Annotated in this window: 12 protein-coding genes and 1 riboswitch; of the genes, 2 read left to right on the top strand and 10 right to left on the bottom strand. The window is 63.9% G+C overall.

The features are described from left to right. Positions 1 to 115 precede the first annotated feature (115 nt). The 5 genes from ACIOVF_RS19760 to ACIOVF_RS19740 all read right to left on the bottom strand — a co-directional run bounded on the left by ACIOVF_RS19760 (position 116) and on the right by ACIOVF_RS19740 (position 6,824). The gene (locus ACIOVF_RS19760; RefSeq protein ID WP_093384445.1) at positions 116 to 1,087 is read right to left on the bottom strand and encodes a PDR/VanB family oxidoreductase; all 972 of its coding nucleotides are present in this window, start codon (positions 1,085 to 1,087) and stop codon (positions 116 to 118) included. A gap of 57 nt (positions 1,088 to 1,144) precedes the next feature. After that, positions 1,145 to 2,593, bottom strand: coding sequence for an NAD-dependent succinate-semialdehyde dehydrogenase (locus tag ACIOVF_RS19755; protein ID WP_401291828.1), 1,449 nt, complete (start codon positions 2,591 to 2,593; stop codon positions 1,145 to 1,147). Between the two features lie 51 nt (positions 2,594 to 2,644). Beyond that, the gene (locus ACIOVF_RS19750) at positions 2,645 to 3,766 is read right to left on the bottom strand and encodes an aromatic ring-hydroxylating dioxygenase subunit alpha (protein ID WP_045201252.1); all 1,122 of its coding nucleotides are present in this window, start codon (positions 3,764 to 3,766) and stop codon (positions 2,645 to 2,647) included. A gap of 171 nt (positions 3,767 to 3,937) precedes the next feature. Further along, positions 3,938 to 5,536: a BCCT family transporter gene (locus ACIOVF_RS19745; protein WP_052676557.1), complete on the bottom strand. Its 1,599-nt coding sequence runs from the start codon at positions 5,534 to 5,536 to the stop codon at positions 3,938 to 3,940. Positions 5,537 to 5,732: 196 nt separating this feature from the next. Continuing rightward, positions 5,733 to 6,824, bottom strand: coding sequence for a tartrate dehydrogenase (locus tag ACIOVF_RS19740; protein ID WP_123567564.1), 1,092 nt, complete (start codon positions 6,822 to 6,824; stop codon positions 5,733 to 5,735). A gap of 99 nt (positions 6,825 to 6,923) precedes the next feature. Here ACIOVF_RS19740 and ACIOVF_RS19735 point away from each other — a divergent pair, with 99 nt between their 5' ends. Continuing rightward, complete coding sequence (locus ACIOVF_RS19735) at positions 6,924 to 7,835, top strand: LysR substrate-binding domain-containing protein (protein WP_045201255.1); 912 nt, start codon at positions 6,924 to 6,926, stop codon at positions 7,833 to 7,835. Between the two features lie 60 nt (positions 7,836 to 7,895). On the opposite strand, the gene ACIOVF_RS19730 is transcribed toward ACIOVF_RS19735, so the two are convergent. From ACIOVF_RS19730 to lpxO, 4 genes are all read right to left on the bottom strand, one after another. Beyond that, positions 7,896 to 10,037, bottom strand: coding sequence for a TonB-dependent receptor (locus ACIOVF_RS19730; RefSeq protein WP_401291823.1), 2,142 nt, complete (start codon positions 10,035 to 10,037; stop codon positions 7,896 to 7,898). Positions 10,038 to 10,145: 108 nt separating this feature from the next. Beyond that, positions 10,146 to 10,352: riboswitch (cobalamin riboswitch) on the bottom strand. Positions 10,353 to 10,524: 172 nt separating this feature from the next. Then, the gene (locus tag ACIOVF_RS19725) at positions 10,525 to 11,082 is read right to left on the bottom strand and encodes a GNAT family N-acetyltransferase (RefSeq protein ID WP_401291820.1); all 558 of its coding nucleotides are present in this window, start codon (positions 11,080 to 11,082) and stop codon (positions 10,525 to 10,527) included. A 92-nt stretch (positions 11,083 to 11,174) separates the two neighbouring features. Then, the gene (locus tag ACIOVF_RS19720; protein WP_401291817.1) at positions 11,175 to 11,519 is read right to left on the bottom strand and encodes a carboxymuconolactone decarboxylase family protein; all 345 of its coding nucleotides are present in this window, start codon (positions 11,517 to 11,519) and stop codon (positions 11,175 to 11,177) included. Positions 11,520 to 11,685: 166 nt separating this feature from the next. Continuing rightward, the gene (gene lpxO / locus ACIOVF_RS19715; protein WP_045201333.1) at positions 11,686 to 12,585 is read right to left on the bottom strand and encodes a lipid A hydroxylase LpxO; all 900 of its coding nucleotides are present in this window, start codon (positions 12,583 to 12,585) and stop codon (positions 11,686 to 11,688) included. 245 nt (positions 12,586 to 12,830) lie between these two features. Between lpxO and thpR the strand changes: the two genes are divergently transcribed. Then, positions 12,831 to 13,370, top strand: coding sequence for an RNA 2',3'-cyclic phosphodiesterase (thpR, locus tag ACIOVF_RS19710; protein WP_401291814.1), 540 nt, complete (start codon positions 12,831 to 12,833; stop codon positions 13,368 to 13,370). A 267-nt stretch (positions 13,371 to 13,637) separates the two neighbouring features. On the opposite strand, the gene ACIOVF_RS19705 is transcribed toward thpR, so the two are convergent. Beyond that, complete coding sequence (locus ACIOVF_RS19705; RefSeq protein ID WP_045201260.1) at positions 13,638 to 16,088, bottom strand: TonB-dependent receptor; 2,451 nt, start codon at positions 16,086 to 16,088, stop codon at positions 13,638 to 13,640. Between the last annotated feature and the right edge of the window lie 37 nt (positions 16,089 to 16,125).

Here is a 16,125-nt window from a genome sequence, read left to right as displayed (position 1 = left end):
CCAAGAGCCTGCCAGTATACCTGTGGGGCAGCTTCAAGCTTCAAGCTTCGAGCTGCAAGAGGAGCCTGAGCGTACCTGTCTTGCAGCTTGAGGCTTGAAACTTGGAGCTTGATGCCTACAGATCCAACACCAAGCGCGCCGAGCGGGCCCGCGAGACACAGAGCATCATGCTCTGCTGCGCGGCCTTTTCGTCATCGCTCAGGTACTGGTCAAAGTGCTCGGCCTCGCCTTCAAGGATCGCTGTCTCGCAGGTGCCGCACACGCCTTCGCGGCACAGGCATTCGACCTTGGCGGCCTTGGACTTCTCGATGGCCTGGAGGATGGTCATGCCTTCCTCGACCTGCAGCTCGGTGCCGGAACGGGCCAGCACCACGGTGAAGGCGGCGCCGGTCACCGGGGCGGCGGCGAACTGCTCCCAGTGCACGCGCTGCTCGCCGATGCCGGCCTTGGCGGCGGTGGCGATCACCGCATCGATCAGCGGCTTGGGCCCGCACACATACAGGTGGGCATCGTCAGCCAGGCCGGCGCACAGCGCGGCGAGGTCGAGCTTGCGCTCGAGGCTGTCGATGTAGAAACGGGTGTTGCCGGCATGCGGGCCGCTTTCCAGTTGCTGCTGGAAGGCACCGTGCTCCGGGGCGCGGAAGGCGTAGTGCAGCTCGTAATCAGTGGCGCCACCTTCCAGCTCGTGCAACTGGGCCAGGAACGGCGTGATGCCGATGCCGCCGGCAATCAGCACATGGCGCCCGGCGCTGGGGTCGAGGGCGAACAGGTTGTTCGGCGAGGAGATGGTCAGGCGGCTGCCAACCTGCACCTGCTGGTGCATGAACGCCGAGCCGCCCTTGGACTGCTCTTCAAGGCGCACGCCGATCTGGTAGCTGCGGGTGTCGCGCGGGTCGCTCATCAGCGAATAGGCGTTGCTGAACTGGCTGCCATCGGCGCCCTGCATCTGCACGATGACATGGCTGCCGCCGGTGAAGGCGGGCATCGGCGCGCCGTCTTCGCGGGCCAGGGTGAAGCGCTTGATCAGCGGCGTTGCCTGTTCGACTTCGGTTACCTGCACGCTGAACATTTCATACTTGTTGGCCATGTTTCACCTCGACTGCAACAGCACGCGGCAGGCCCTGCCGCGTGTCGGAACCTGTGCTCAGACCGCCAGGCACAGGTATTTGATTTCCAGATAATCCTCGATGCCGTACTTGGAGCCTTCACGGCCCAGGCCCGATTGCTTGATGCCACCGAACGGCGCGACCTCGTTGGAGATCAGCCCGGTGTTGACCCCGACCATGCCGTACTCCAGCTGCTCGGCGACCTTGAACACCCGGGCGATATCGCGGCTGTAGAAGTAGGCGGCGAGGCCGTACTGGGTGGCGTTGGCCAGGGCAATGACCTGCTCGTCGCGGCTAAAGCGCACCAGCGCCGCCACCGGGCCGAAGATTTCTTCTTCGAGCAGCTCCATGCCCGGGCCAATGTTGGCCAGCACGGTGGGTTCGAAGAAATTGCCGCCCAGGGCATGGGCCTTGCCGCCGAGCACCAGCTCGGCGCCTTTGCCGAGCGCGTCGTCGATCAGGCTGCGGACCTTGGCCACCGCCTTGTCGCTGATCAGCGGGCCGATCTGGCTGCCGGCGGCGCTGCCATGGCCGACTTCCAGGGCGCGTACGCGTTCGACGAAGCGCTGGGCAAACTGCTCATACACGCTGTCGTGCACGTAGAAGCGGTTGACGCACACGCAGGTCTGCCCGGCGTTGCGGTACTTGGCGACGATGGCGCCTTCGACCGCCGCGTCGATGTCGGCATCGGCGAAGACAATGAACGGCGCGTTGCCGCCCAGTTCCAGGCTGACTTTCTTGATGGTCTCGGCGCACTGGCCCATCAGCAGGCGGCCGATAGGCGTCGAGCCGGTAAAGCTCAGCTTGCGCACGCTCGGGTGGCCGGTGAACTGCGCGCCAATCGCCGGGGCATCGCCGGTGACCACGCTGAACACCCCGGCCGGCACCCCGGCGCGCTCGGCAAGCTCGGCCAGGGCCAGGGCGCAGAACGGTGTTTCGTTGGCCGGCTTGACCACCATGGTGCAGCCAGCGGCCAGGGCCGGGGCGACCTTGCGGGTGATCATCGCCGCCGGGAAGTTCCACGGGGTGATGGCGGTGCACACGCCGATGCCTTGCTTGATCACCAGCAGGCGTTTGTCGTTGGCGGGGCTGGGGATCACGTCGCCATAGACGCGCTTGCCTTCTTCGGCGAACCATTCGACGAAGGAGGCGGCGTAGCGGATTTCACCCAGGGCTTCGTGCAGCGGCTTGCCCTGTTCGAAGGTCATCAGCCGGGCGAGGTCCTGTTCGTGTTCGAGCAGCAGCTCGAACCAGCGGCGCAGCACCTGGGCGCGTTCCTTGGCGGTGCGCCCGCGCCAGTCGGCCAGGGCCGCTTCGGCGGCTTCGATGGCGCGCAGCGCTTCGTTGCCGGCCATCAGCGGCACGCTGCCGAGCAGCTCGCCGGTGGCCGGGTCGGTTACTGGCAGGCTGCGCCGGTCATCGGCGTCGCACCAGCGCCCGGCAATATAGGCCTGCTGGCGGAACAGCTTGTTGTCATTGAGTTTCACGCAAGGCACTCCGAAGCGCGCCGCAGGCGGTCAGGCCTGCGGCGGGCGGTATCAGTCGTTGAGGTGGGCGACGGCGATCAGGTTGTGGAAGTGAGCAATGCCGTGCTCGCTCATGCCGCTGCGCTCGCGGTCGGCCATGATCCGGCCCTGGCCACGGTAACCGCGCGACTTGAGGCCTTTCTGCACGCTCTCGACCAGGCGCAGGTCTTCGGGGCGGAACACTTCGCGGTACCAGTCGATGAGCTTTTGCTGCTCTTCGCTGATGTCCTTGTTGAGGAAGTAGATGTCGTAGTGCTGCAGGGTGGTTTCGGCATCGACCGGGAACTCGTAGATCACGGTCATGAAGTTGGCTCCTGGCGGCACGTTGAACATGGTGCACGGCCAGGCCCAGAAACCTGCGAAGGAGGGGTCCTTGACGCTTTCGTCGAATTTGAACGACTGCTCCGAAGGTTTCGCCAGGCCGTACTGAAGGGTCCAGTTGCCATGCATGCTGTGGCTGTACTGGCCGACGTCGACCGAGTCGGAGAAGCCCGGGTGGGCCGGGGCGCAGTGGTAGCACTCGAGGTAGTTGTCGACGATCGACTTCCAGTTGGCCGGGGTGTCGCTGACAAAGCGCGCGGCCAGGTGCAGGTCGTCGATCACGCCGCAGGCTTCACGCATGCGCGCTTGCAGGCCGGGCAGCTGGTCTTCGACCGAGCCTGCTTGCATGTCCATGTTGATGAAGATGAAGCCTGCGTATTCTTCGACGCGCAGCTGCACCAGGGTCGAGTTCTCTTTGTCGAAGTTGACCACGTTGTCGCAGTTGCGGGCGTGGGCCAGGTCGCCGTCGAGCTTGAAGGTCCAGGCGTGGTACGGGCAGGTGATGACGTTCTTGGCCTTGCCGCTGCCGCTGAGCAACTGGTGGCCACGGTGCGGGCAAACGTTGTAGAAGGCGCGCAGGATGCTGTCGCGACCGCGCACGACGATGATGCTTTCGCCGATCACTTCACGGGTGATGTAGGCGTTGTTCTCGGCCACTTCACTGCGGTGGCCGACGCAGATCCAGCTGCGGGCGAAGATGTTTTCTTTCTCGTGCTCGAACACCGCGGCCTGGGTGTAGAAGCTCGCTGGGATGGTGAACGCCTCTTCGGCGTTGGCGCAGAAATCGGCGGGCAGGCGTTTGAAGTCATTCATGATCGGGGTCTCACAAGCACGGTTTTTAGTTATTGGTTAACGCGTATCTATCAGTTAACAAATCAGGCAAAAAAATGTACTGCTGTTGTAGGAGCGGGCTTGCCCCGCGATCTGGCCTGTACGAGGCTCAGATCGCTATCGCGGGGCAAGCCCGCTCCCACAGGTGTGTGATCAGTGCACTGCGGCGGCGCTGCGCGGGGCTTTTTGCGCCGGTTCTTCACCGGCCATGCGCGCCGCTTCTTCCTCGATGCGGTAGGCCGGGACCTGGCCGTAGTCTTCGATCATCCATTTGAAGAAGCCGTAGATCTTCACCAGCAGGATCACCATGAACGGGATGGCGGTGAGCACCACGGCGGTCTTCATGGTCGACAACGAGGCCTTGGCGAACAGCATGGCCAGCGGCACCAGGGTCAGCACCACGCACCAGAACAGGCGGTGGGTCGGCGTCGGGTCGTCGCCTTCACGCAGGTTGCGGGTGCTGGTGGCGGCCACGGCATAGGCGGCGGCGTCCATGTGCGAGGCGCAGAAGATCGCCATGATGAACAGGTACACGCCGAGGAACACCTGGCCCCACGGCAAGGCCAGCAGCAGATGGGTCACCGCCGATTCGCCGCCTTGTTCGCTGAGCATCTTCGGCACGTCGACGGCGCCGGTGATGAACTGGTGCATGCTGTAGCTTTCCAGCGCACCGAAGAAGAACCAGCAACCGAAGCTGCCACCGAGCAGCAGGGCCATGACCACTTCCTTGATTTGCCGGCCGCGCGATACGCGGGTCACGAACATGGCCACGCCTGGCGCGTAGGACACCCACCAGAGCCAGTAGAACACCGTCCAGTTGCGGGTAAAGGCACCATCGCCGGCCGGGTCGGTGAACAGGCTCATGTGCACGTAGTTCTGGATCATCAGGCCAATCGAGTTGGCGGTGTTGTTGATGGTGAACTGGGTCGGGCCGACCAGCAGCACCACCAGGGCAAACACCAGGGCGCCGATACAGACCATCTTGCTCAGGCGCTGCAGGCCGCCATCGATACCGATGTAGGAGCTGAGCGAGAACATCACCGCCACCGCACCGATCACCAGCAGTTGCACGGTGAAGGTGTCCGGGGTGCCAGCCAGGTCATGCAGGCCGCGGGTCAGGGTCGAGGCGGTGAGCGCCAGCGACACGGTCAGTGCGCCCATCATGGTCAGCAAAAAGATCAGGTCGACGCTGCGCCCGACCGGGCCGGTGGCCTTGAAGCCGGTCACCGCTTCAACGATCGAGGCCAGGTTCAGGCCGCTCTTCTTGCGTACATGAAAGTGATAGGCCATGGCCAGCGAGGCCAGGGCATAGATCGACCAGGCGCTGACGCCCCAGTGGAAGAACGAGTAGCTGATGCTGTACTCGAGCGCCTTGGGGGTAGCGGCGGCGATGTTCAGGCCCGGGGTCTGGTAGTAGTAGGCCCATTCCATCACGCCCCAGTACAGGGTCGAGGAACCCATGCCGGCGCAGATGAACATGAACACCCAGGTGGCGGTGGCGTACTCGGGTTTGCCACTGCCCAGACGGATGTTGCCGTACTTGCTGAAGGCCAGGTACAGCACCGCCAGCGAGCTGCCGAACACCAGCACCTGGACACTGGTGCCGAAGGTCCGGGTCGACAGTTCGAACAACTGGTTGGCCGCGTGCTCGGCTTCGCCCGGGAAGGCTGCAAGGCCGATGACAGTGAGCAGCACGGCAATCAAACTCACGGTAATCAGGAACACATCTATCTTTTTATTTTTGTGCGACATCATCGTCTCCTGGACGTTGGCGTTCTTAGCTATACCCGGCAGGCAATCCGGGGTGTTGCGGCAGCACTCCCTGCTTCTATGTTAACTAATGGTTAACGTGAATCTTTTGGTTAACAGATTCTGCAGATAATCCGCTTCACCCGCAAGAGCCAAGGGGCCGTTTTGTCAGACAATTCTGACAATCGGCCCCTGGTCCTCAACCTTCGATCAGCGCGCTGATGGCTTCGCCGACTTGCTGGGTCGACTTCTGCCCGCCCATGTCGCGGGTGGTGTCGCCGGCGGCAATGACCTGCTCGATGGCCTTGAGGATGTCGTCGTGGGCGGCGCGGTAGCGCGGGTCGGCGCCGTCGTTGCCAAGGAACTCGAGCATCAGCGCGCCCGACCAGATCATCGCGATCGGGTTGGCGATGTTCTTGCCGTAGATGTCCGGGGCCGAACCGTGCACCGGCTCGAACAGCGACGGGAATTTGCGCTCGGGGTTGAGGTTGGCCGATGGCGCGATGCCGATGGTGCCGGCGCAGGCCGGGCCGAGGTCGGAGAGGATGTCGCCGAACAGGTTCGAGGCCACCACCACATCGAAGCGATCCGGCTGCAGCACGAAGCGGGCGCAGAGGATATCAATGTGCTGCTTGTCCCAGGTGATGTCCGGATAATTGGCAGCCATGGCTGCGGTGCGCTCGTCCCAGTAGGGCATGCTCACGGCCATGCCGTTGGACTTGGTCGCCGAGGTCACGTGCTTGCGCTCGCGGGTTTGTGCCACCTCGAAGGCGTACTTGAGGATACGGTCGACACCACGGCGGGTGAACACCGACTCCTGCAGCACGAACTCGTTGGCGGTGCCTTCGAACATGCGCCCGCCCAGGGACGAGTATTCGCCTTCGGTGTTCTCGCGGATCACCACGAAATCAATATCGCCCGGCTCACGGCCAGCCAGCGGGCAGGGCACGCCAGGGAACAGGCGCACCGGGCGGATGTTCACGTACTGGTCGAAGTCGCGGCGAAACTTCAGCAGCGAGCCCCACAGCGAGATGTGGTCCGGGACTTTGTCGGGCCAGCCCACTGCACCGAAATACAGGGCGTCGAAATCCTTGAGCTGCTCGAACCAGTCGTCCGGCATCATCTTGCCGTGGGCCAGGTAGTAGTCGCAGCTGGCCCATTCGAAGAACTCGAAGCTGATGTCCAGGCCATGCTTGCGCGCGGCGGCTTCGACCACGCGGATGCCTTCGGGGAGGACTTCGTTGCCGATGCCGTCACCGGGAATTGCGGCGATTCTGAAAGTCTTGCTCATGAGGGGCGCACTCGTTGTCTAGGGAACAGGTGCGGCTCATGCTATAAGGGCAGGATTCAGAGATAATCTCGTGATTCATGGATTCTTAGTGCACGTATCGTGAATAATCTTCCCAGCCTCGACGACCTCAATATCTTCCTTCAGGTGGCCAAGCGCGCCAGCTTCGCGGCGGTGGCCGAAGAGCTCGGCATGTCGGCCGCGTTCATCAGCAAGCGCATCCGCGTGCTTGAGCAAACCCTTGAAGTGCGCCTGCTGCACCGCACCACCCGGCGGGTGACAGTGAGCGAGGAGGGCGAGCGGGTGTACCAGTGGGCGCAGCAGATTTTCGATGCGGTGCAGCGCATGGGCGACGACATCAGCGCCCAGCACCGCGAGCCGGTGGGCCAGCTGCGGATTGCCAGCAGCCTGGGCCTGGGCCGGCGCTTCGTCGCCCCGGCGCTGTCGGAGCTGGCCGAGCGCTATCCGCGCCTGGACGTGCGCCTGGACGTGCATGACCGCCTGGTGGACCTGATCGAAGAGGGCGTCGACCTGGACATCCGCGTCGGCAACGCCATCGCCCCCAACCTGATTGCCAAGCCGCTGGCCCGGAACCGCCGGGTGCTGTGTGCCTCGCCGGCCTACCTGGCCCGGCGCGGCACGCCCGGGGTGCTGGCCGAGCTGGCCAGCCATGATTGCCTGGTGATCAAGGAGCGCGACCACCCGTTTGGTGTCTGGCAGCTGCAAGGGCCCAATGGCGAGGAGAGCGTGCGGGTGACCGGCAGCCTGTCGAGCAATCACGGCGAAGTGGCGCACCAGTGGTGCCTGGATGGCCGGGGGATTTTGCTGCGCTCGTGGTGGGATGTGCACGACAGCCTGGCCGACGGGCGCCTGGTGCAGGTGCTGGCGGAGTATCACCAGCCAGCGGACATCTGGGCGGTGTACACCTCGCCCTTGGCCAGCTCGGCCAAGGTGCGGGTGGCGGTGGAGTTTTTTCGCCAGTACTTTGCCGAGCGTTATAGCTTGCCGGATTAGCGGTGCACGCCCGCTCCCACAGCCTGTGTAGGAGCGGGCTTGCCCCGCGATGGCCTCACCTCAGAACGTGTAATCCAGCGTCGCAAAATACGACCGCGGCTGCCCCATCAACCACTGCTCGCCGCTATGCGCGGTGGCCGCATAACGCCGGTCCAGCAGGTTATTCAACTGCAAGCCCAGGCGCACATCCGGCAGCACCTGCCAGCCCAGGTTGGCATCGACCACGGTAAAGCCCGGCACGCTCTGGGAGTTGGCGGTGTTGGCATAGCGCTCATCGACATAACGCAGGCCCAGGCCGGCATCGACGTCGTCGCCAAAGCCCTTGCTGACCCACAGGTTGGCGGTGCGCCGTGGCACGTTGCTTGGGCGGTTGCCGGCGCGGGAAACGCTCTGGCCGTTCACTACCTGGTCGAAGTCGTCGTATTTGGCGCGCACCACCGAGGCGTTGGCCGAAACATGCCACTGGTTGGCCAGGGCCAGTTCCAGGGTCGCTTCCAGGCCATCGGAGGTCTGCTGGCCGGCCTGTTCTTTCTGATGGGTGTCGGGGTTGTCGACCAGCAGCTTCTTCTTGACGATGTGATAGGCCGCCAGGGTCCACTCGCCACGGCCGTCCCAGAACAGCTGCTTGAGGCCGAACTCGGTCTGCTTGGCTTCGGTCAGGTCGAACTGCTGCTGGGTCGGGCTCAGGGTCACCAGGTCGCTGACGCCATCCTCGCTGGTGGAGTACTGGCCGTACAGGCTCAGTTGCTCATTCACCGCGAACACCAGGCCGGCGCGCCAGTTACCGCCATTGAGGCTGCGGTCGCTGCGGGTGTCGTTGACCAGGTTGTTGCGGTCAATGTGGTTCTGGTCGCGACGAATGCCGGTGACCAGCGACCAGCGCTCCGACAACTGGGTGCGGTTCTCGGCGAACAGGGCGAAGGTGCGGGTGGTGCTGTCGGTTTGCGCGCGGGTCGGGCTGGCGCTGTGTAAGTAGCCCGGCGCCGGCTGCCACGGGTCGATGAAATCGCCGCCGATATCGTTGTACGGCGAGTTGCTGTCGATGCCGAAACGAATGCGGTTGTACTCGGCGCCGACCACGGTCTTGCTGGCCAGGCCAAACAGCGAGTGGTCGAAGGTGAAGCTCTGGCGATCGCCGAGCTGTTCCTGGTCGTGCTTGATCTCCAGGTAGCTGCCACGCTCAAGCTGGCCAACGCCGCTGTTCCAGCTGTAGTCCTCGGCGTTGCGCCAGTGCCGGCGGCTTTTGAGGTAGTAGAGCTGGTTGCTGGCGCTGATCGAGTCGCTGATGCTCCAGTCGGTGTTAAAGCGCGTCCACTCGTCGTGGTAGTGCTGGGCCGAATCCTTGAGGTTGTAGTTCTTCTTGCTCAGGCTGTCGCGGTAGTGGCCGTCGATCAGCGGCGTGCCGAAGTAGTTCATCGGCTCGGCGTCGCCGCGCTCGTGGGCCAGGGTGAAGCTCAGGTCGTCGCTGGCGTCGAAGCGCAGGGCGGCGCTCATGGCCAGGTTCTTCGAGTCGCCACGGTCGATCCAGCCGTTGCTTTGCTGGCGGTTGAGGGTCATCCGGTAGCTCAGCCGCTCGCTCAGCGAACCGCCGCTGTCCAGGCCCAGTTGCTGGCGGTCGTACGAGCCGTAGCCCAGGCGCAGGTGGTTGCGGATCTCGCCGGCAAAGGGCTTTTTCGGGATCACGTTGATCACCGCACCCGTGGCGCCTTCGCCATACAGCACCGAGGCCGGGCCGCGGATCACGTCGATGCGCTCGATCATCCACGGGTCGACCGGAAAGCTCTGGGTGCCGGCGCCGGTGTACATCCGCGCGCCGTCGAACAGGGTCATCACCGAACCGTGGCCACTGAAGCCACGGGCCGACAGCGCCGTGTTGCCGTTGCCCGGGGTGGCCACCGAGGTGATGCCCGGCGAGCGCGTCACGGCATCCTGCACGGTGAGGTTGTTGCGCCCGTCGATGGCCTCGCTGCCCAGGCTGCTGGTGCTGGCCGGGGTGTCCATGGCGCTGAGGTTCAGGCGCGAGCCGGCGGGCAGCGGGGTGGCCAGGCTGACGGATTGGTTGTCGCTGCTGCTGGTGATGGCCGTCGAGGGCAGGGCCAGCGCAGAGGGGCTGGGGTCATCGGCGAAAGCTGGCGCAGAGAAGGCCAGGCAGGGGGCCAGGGCATTGGCCGCCAGGGTGTGAAGCTTGGAAGTACGGGACATGTCGTTCCACAGTCAACAGGAAGAATGAATCCCGGAGGGAACAACGCATGGAGGCATGGCGCACGCGCAGGCGGACGCCAACCGGCCTGCGCCCGCCCACCGCGGGGTTGCCAAACAGAAGCTTCAGGCCGGTCTCCGGGCTTGCGAGGGTCATGAAGGCCTTCACCTTCCCATGCCAAGGCACAGTGGTGTTTCGAAGGCTTCGCTCGCTTACCGTTGCGGGGGCAGCGCCGGACTAGTCATTTACATGACGCACCGGCTTCCCGTTTCACCCTGCGCACGGCGGCGCAGGACACCTGAAACTGGCGCGCATCTGAACACCGAAAACCTTTGCAGTCAACGGCTTGCGTATCTGAACAGATCAGTTTTTGGGTGGCGCTTCTAGGTCAACAGCATCGCCGGCAAGCCGGCTCCCACAGGGTTCGGTGTGCACCGTAGCTGTGGGAGCTGGCTTGCCAGCGATGAGTCCAGCTCAGACAGCGACGTCTCAACGCCCGCGCTTGCGCGACACCACCGCCTCGATGTTCTTGCGCCCGATCAGCATTGGCTGCTTCGGCTCCTCAAGCCACTTGTACATCACCAGGCTGTCCACCAGCCCCAGGCGCGCATGCCGGTAGGCCTTGGGCAAGCGCCCGACGATGGCAAAGCCGAGCTTCTGCCACAAGGCCACCGCCACCTCGTTGCTGGACACCACCGAGTTGAACTGCATGGCCAGGAAACCCAGTTGCCGCGCCAGGCGCTGCGAGTGTTCGCACATCAAGCGCGCCACGCCGCGGCCACGGGCGGCGTCGCAGACCATGTAGCCGCAATTGCTGACATGGTTGCCGGGGCCGGCGGCATTGGCCTTGAGAAAGTAGGAACCGAGCAGCACGCCATCTTCTTCGGCCACCAGGGTCTGCAGCGGTGCGTCGAGCCACAGCTGGCGGGCTTGCTCCTGGCTCATGGCCGGGTCGAAGGCGTAGGTTTCGCGGGCGCTGACAATGGCCTGGAAGGTCGGCCAGAAGAGCTCGAAGTCAGCGGCGGTCATGGGGCGGATGTGGATCATGGGGTGTCCTGGAAACGGTTCGCCCGCTAGCTTATGCGAAAACGCCAGGAAGTGGGTGAGGCGCGGCGCAGGCCGCGCACTCAGGGTCGGCCTTACTGCCCGACCTTGCCCACGGCATCCAGTGCCCGCGCCGAGTACACCAGCGCCGCCCCGGCGTTCATGGCCACGGCCACGCCCAGGGCTTCGGCGATTTCCTCGCGGCTCGCGCCGTGCTTGACCGCCTGGGCCGAATGCACGGCGATGCAGCCGTCGCAGCGGGTGGTGACCGCCACGGCCAGCGAGATCAGCTCGCGGGTCTTGGCATCCAGGTGGTTGGTCTTGGCCCCGGCGCCGCTGGCGGTCATGTAGCCGTTGACCGTGTCGGGAGAGAGTTGCTTGAGATCGCCGATGCCGGCCATCAACTGCTTACGGTAGGCATCCCAGTCCATCATGCTCATTGTCTTCACCTTGGTGTGGTTGGCAACTAGAACAGTGAAGCTAGTTTTTTTGCCGGCGGGGCGCCGTTGGTCGATGGTCGGGGAAAGGCAGGACTTTGGCAGGGGAGCCATTGCGGGGCAAGCCCGCTCCTGCAAGGAGCTGGCTTGCCAGCGACAGTGGTCTGAATCAGATGTAGATGAACACCAGCACCAAGGCCGCCACCACTGCCCATTTCTCCAGGTAGTAGCGGGTGCGGTTGCGTTTTTTCAGGGCCTTGCCGCGTTCGCGGATCTTGTAGATGCGGGTGAACAGGCGGTTGATGCCGCCGGTTTTGTCGCCGGCATCGTTCGGCGCCGCGGCGGCTGCCATCACGTTCTTGCTGAACCAGCGGTTGAACGCCGTGGCCCAGCGGTACTTGAGCGGGCGCTCGACGTCGCAGAAGAGGATGATGCGGTTGTGCTCGGTCTGGTTCGAGGCGTAGTGGATGTAGGTCTCGTCGAAAATCACCCCTTCACCATCGCGCCAGGCGTAGTTCTGGCCATCGACGCAGATGTAGCAGCCGTCGTCATTGGGCGTATCCAGGCCCAGGTGATAGCGATACGAGCCGGCATAGGGGTCGCGGTGGCGCACCAGCTTGGAGCCCGGCGGCAGGGTGGCGAACATCGCCGCCTTGACCGTGCCGATGCCCTGCAGCAGCTCGGTGGTGCGCGGGCACAGCTTCATTGCCGAAGGGTGGCTCTCGCCGTACCACTTCAGGTAGAAGCGCTTCCAGCCGCTTTTAAAGAACGAGTTGAAGCCGACGTCGTCGTAGTTCTGCGAACTCTTGATTTCGCCGACGTGCAGCAGCTGCTGGGCTTCGGCGCGAATTTCCTGCCAGTTGTCCTGCAGCGGCTTGAGCTCGGGGAATGACTCGACCGGCAGGTACGGTTTGGCCGGCAGCTTGGAGAACAGGTACAGAAAGACGTTGACCGGGGCCAGGAAGCTTGAGTGATCACCCAACTGGCGGGTGACTTTGTGCCTGACTTTGCCTCTGAAATGAACGTAGGCAATCGAGAAAACAAACAGTAAAACGAAGAAGATTTTCATGGGCGGATACTTGTCGATGTGGCGATGCGCCATGGCATAAGCCGGCCAGCATAAACAATCGTGATCACGGTTTGTAGTAATTGTTACCGGTTATGTGTCCGACCATAGTGCTAGGCGCAAGTGTTTGCGTGAACGATTCAGCGGGTGGCTAACGCAGATAAGTTCGTGAGAATTCCAGTCCTCGCCGCCATGGCGTAACTGGCGGTAGAGTCTCAACAGTCCCAAAACGCACAGGATGACGAGGCATGGACCCAGGCAATGGCGATACCGGTGAGCCGTTCAAGCGGCTGTTTTTTGCCCTCGATTGCGCACCGCAACAGCGCCGGGCGATTGCCCGCTGGCGCAGCGAGCTGGAACTGAAAAGCGCACGACCGGTGCCGTCGGCGAACTTTCACCTGACGTTGATGTTCGTCGGTGCGGCGGGCACTGCGCAGTTACCGGCGATTCTGGCCGGCGCAGCGGGCGTGAAGGTGGCGGGCGAACCCCTGACAGTGGTGCTCGACCGTTTGCAGGTGTGGCGCCCGGCCAAGGCGCTGGTGCTGGTGCCCAGCCAGACGCCGGCGGCGTTGCGCCAGCTGGCGTATGCCCTGCAGCAGGCGATGCTGGCGCTGGGTTTTACCGAGGACCCACAGGACTACCGCCCGCACCTGACACTGGCCCGCGACTACCGTGGCAGTGAGCCCGAAGCGCTGGTGCCGGCAGAATTTGTGCTACGCGCACGGCACTTCAGCTTGTTCGAGTCGCGCAAGGGGCAGTACTGGCCGCTGGCGCAGTGGCCGTTGTAGCGTCACGGCGGCTATCTGCGTTGCCTGGTTTTACGACCGCTGCGCGCTCGATCGCGGGCAAGTCCCGCTCCCACAAGTCCGGCGTACACAGATCCACTGTGGGAGCTGGCTTGCCAGCGATGGGGCCGGTACAGCCAGCACATCAAATGGTGCCTGGATTACGACCGCTGCGCGCTCGGTCGCGGGCAAGACCCGCTCCCACAAGTCTGGCGTACACAGATCCACTGTGGGAGCTGGCTTGCCAGCGATGAGGCAGGCACTAGCAACCTAGAACTGCGGCGTGTACTTCACGCTGAAGGTGAAGTTGCGCGGGTCGCCGAAGTTGTTGTTGCCGTTGAGCTGGTTGTAGGCAGCGATGTAGTAGTGCTTGTCGAACAGGTTGTTGGCGTTCAGCGCCAGGCCCACTTCCGGCGTCAGCTGGTACGCCAGGCGCGCGTTCCACACGGCGTAGCCGGGCACGTCGTAGGTGTGCTCGTAGCCCAGGGTATGGGTTTGCGCGGTGAAGCCCAGGCCGGCGCTGGCCTTGCTCCAGTCACCCGGCAGCTGGTAGTTACCCCACATGCGCAACATGTGCTTGGGCGTCCAGGTGCTGAACACCTTGCCCTTGTTGTCCGGGTCGTCGAGGTAGGTGGTGGTGTTGTAGGTGTAGCCGGCAAACAGCTGCAGGCCGCTGAGCACTTCGCCGCTGACTTCGGCCTCGATACCCTGGCTGCGCACCTTGCCGGCGGCGGTGGAGCAATACCAGTCATCGCAGGCAAAGCCTGAGGCAACGTCGGTGATCGCGCGGTTTTCCTGGTCGTAGCGGAACACCGCCAGCGAGGTGTTGACGCGGCCATCGAGCAGTTCGCCCTTGATGCCCATTTCATAGTTGCTGCCAATGATCGGCTTGAGCGCCGCGCCGCCGACTGCACGTTCGGTCTGGGGTACGAAGACGTCGGTGTAGCTGGCATACAGCGACCATTCGCGGCTCAGGTCGTAGATGATGCCGGCGTACGGGGTAACCTCGCCGCTTTCGGTCATGGTGCTGGTCGGGTTGACAGAGACGACACCGGTGCCGCCAAAGTAGTCGCTCGCATCATAGCGGTAGTCGAACCAGCTGACCCGCGAACCGAGTACCAGGGTCAACGGCTCTGCCAGCTTGACCCGCCAGGCGCCATACAGGCCTTTCTGGCGAATGTCGTAGGCGCCGGTCAGGCCCCGCCCGGTGCGTTGTGCCAGCAGGCTTTCGGTGCTGATTTCCGGGCGATGATGGTCGATACCGAAGATGCTGTCGCTGGTGGGATTGAAGGCGCGGGCAAAGCGGTCATCGGTGGTCAGTTTCGAGTAGTTGCCGCCCAGGGTCAGTTCCTGCTCGAAGTTGAAGGCGTCGAACTTGCCCACCAGGTTCATGTCGACACCGACCTTGGTGGAGTCGAAATCGGTGATCCAGTCGGCATAGGTGAGGCCGCTGCCGTCAAGGTTGATGCCGTCGCCGGTGCTTTGTACCCGCTGGTGGGTCGACTTGTTGGTCTCGCTCATGCGAATGGCGCCAACGTGGAATTTCCAGTCGTCGTTGAAGCGGTGCTCGAGGTCGGCGTACAGGGTGGTGACGTCGATCTCCAGGTGGTTCCAGCGCGAGCCGGTGAAGGTCGAGCGCGATACATCCAGACCGCTGCCATCGACATAGCGCGGCAGGCCGCGCAGCATCGGCCGCGACTCGGCATTGGACTGGCTGATCGCCAGGCCCAGGGTGGTGGCCTCGTTCAGGTCAAAGTCCAGCGCGCCGTACAGCGAGTGGGTCTTGCTCCATTCGTAGTCGACGAACGAATCGCTCTGGTCCTCGTCGGCAACGAAGCGCCCGCGCACGGTGCCGGCATCGTTCAACGGGCCGCCGGCGTCCAGTTGCAGGCCGTAGTGGTCCCAGCTGCCGGCCTTGCCGGTGACGGTCACGGTGGGCGCAGCCTGGCCGCGCTTGCGCACCAGGTTGACGGCGCCGCCCGGGCTGCCGGTGCCTTGCAGCAGGCCGGAGGAGCCGCGCAGTACTTCCATGCGGTCGAAGAAGATCAGGTCCTGGGTCGCCCAGTTGCCCAGCGAATAGTTGTTGCGCGGGATCGCCACGCCGTCGTATTGCCAGTCGTCGATCTGAAAACCGCGCGAGGTAATGATCAGGCCCGGGCCCACGCCTTGCAGGCCGACCAGGCCGGTGGTCTGGTTGACCGCGTCCTTGAGGTCGACGATGTTCTGGTCGTCCATCTGCTGGCGGGTCATGACCGTGACCGACTGCGGAATTTCCCGCAGGGTATGGCTGCCCTTGCCAATGGTCGTGGCCCGCGCCGCATAGGAGCCGGTGCCCTCGGTGGTGGCTGGGTCCAGACCGCTGCCGATACCGTTGATATTGGTCGCACCCAGCTCCAGGGCGTTGCCGGCGTCGATGCTCGGCAGCACGCTGAAGTTGCCCTGTTCGGTGACCAGCAACTGCAGGCCGCTGCCGGCCAGGGCCTTTTGCATGGCCTGCACGGCGCTCATCCGGCCGACGATCGCCGGTGCCTGCTTGCCTTGTACCAGCGCCGGGTCCAGGGACACGATGCGCCCGCTCTGGCTGGCGATGGCATTGACGGTGCTGGCCAGGGCGGCGGCGGGCAGGTTGAAGCTCAGGGCCTGTTCCTGGGCCTGGGCGGCGCTGGCCAGCGTGGCCAGGGCCACGGCGACAGGAAGGGCGTGGGACCAAGGGTTGAGCACGGAATTCTCCTGATTATGTTGGCGTGTCAGGAGATAG

The sequence above is a fragment of the Pseudomonas sp. NPDC087612 genome (assembly GCF_044743505.1).
Lineage (GTDB): Bacteria > Pseudomonadota > Gammaproteobacteria > Pseudomonadales > Pseudomonadaceae > Aquipseudomonas.
Note: the sequence above shows the minus strand (reverse complement) of the source record. Positions and strands in the feature narration are given on the sequence as shown.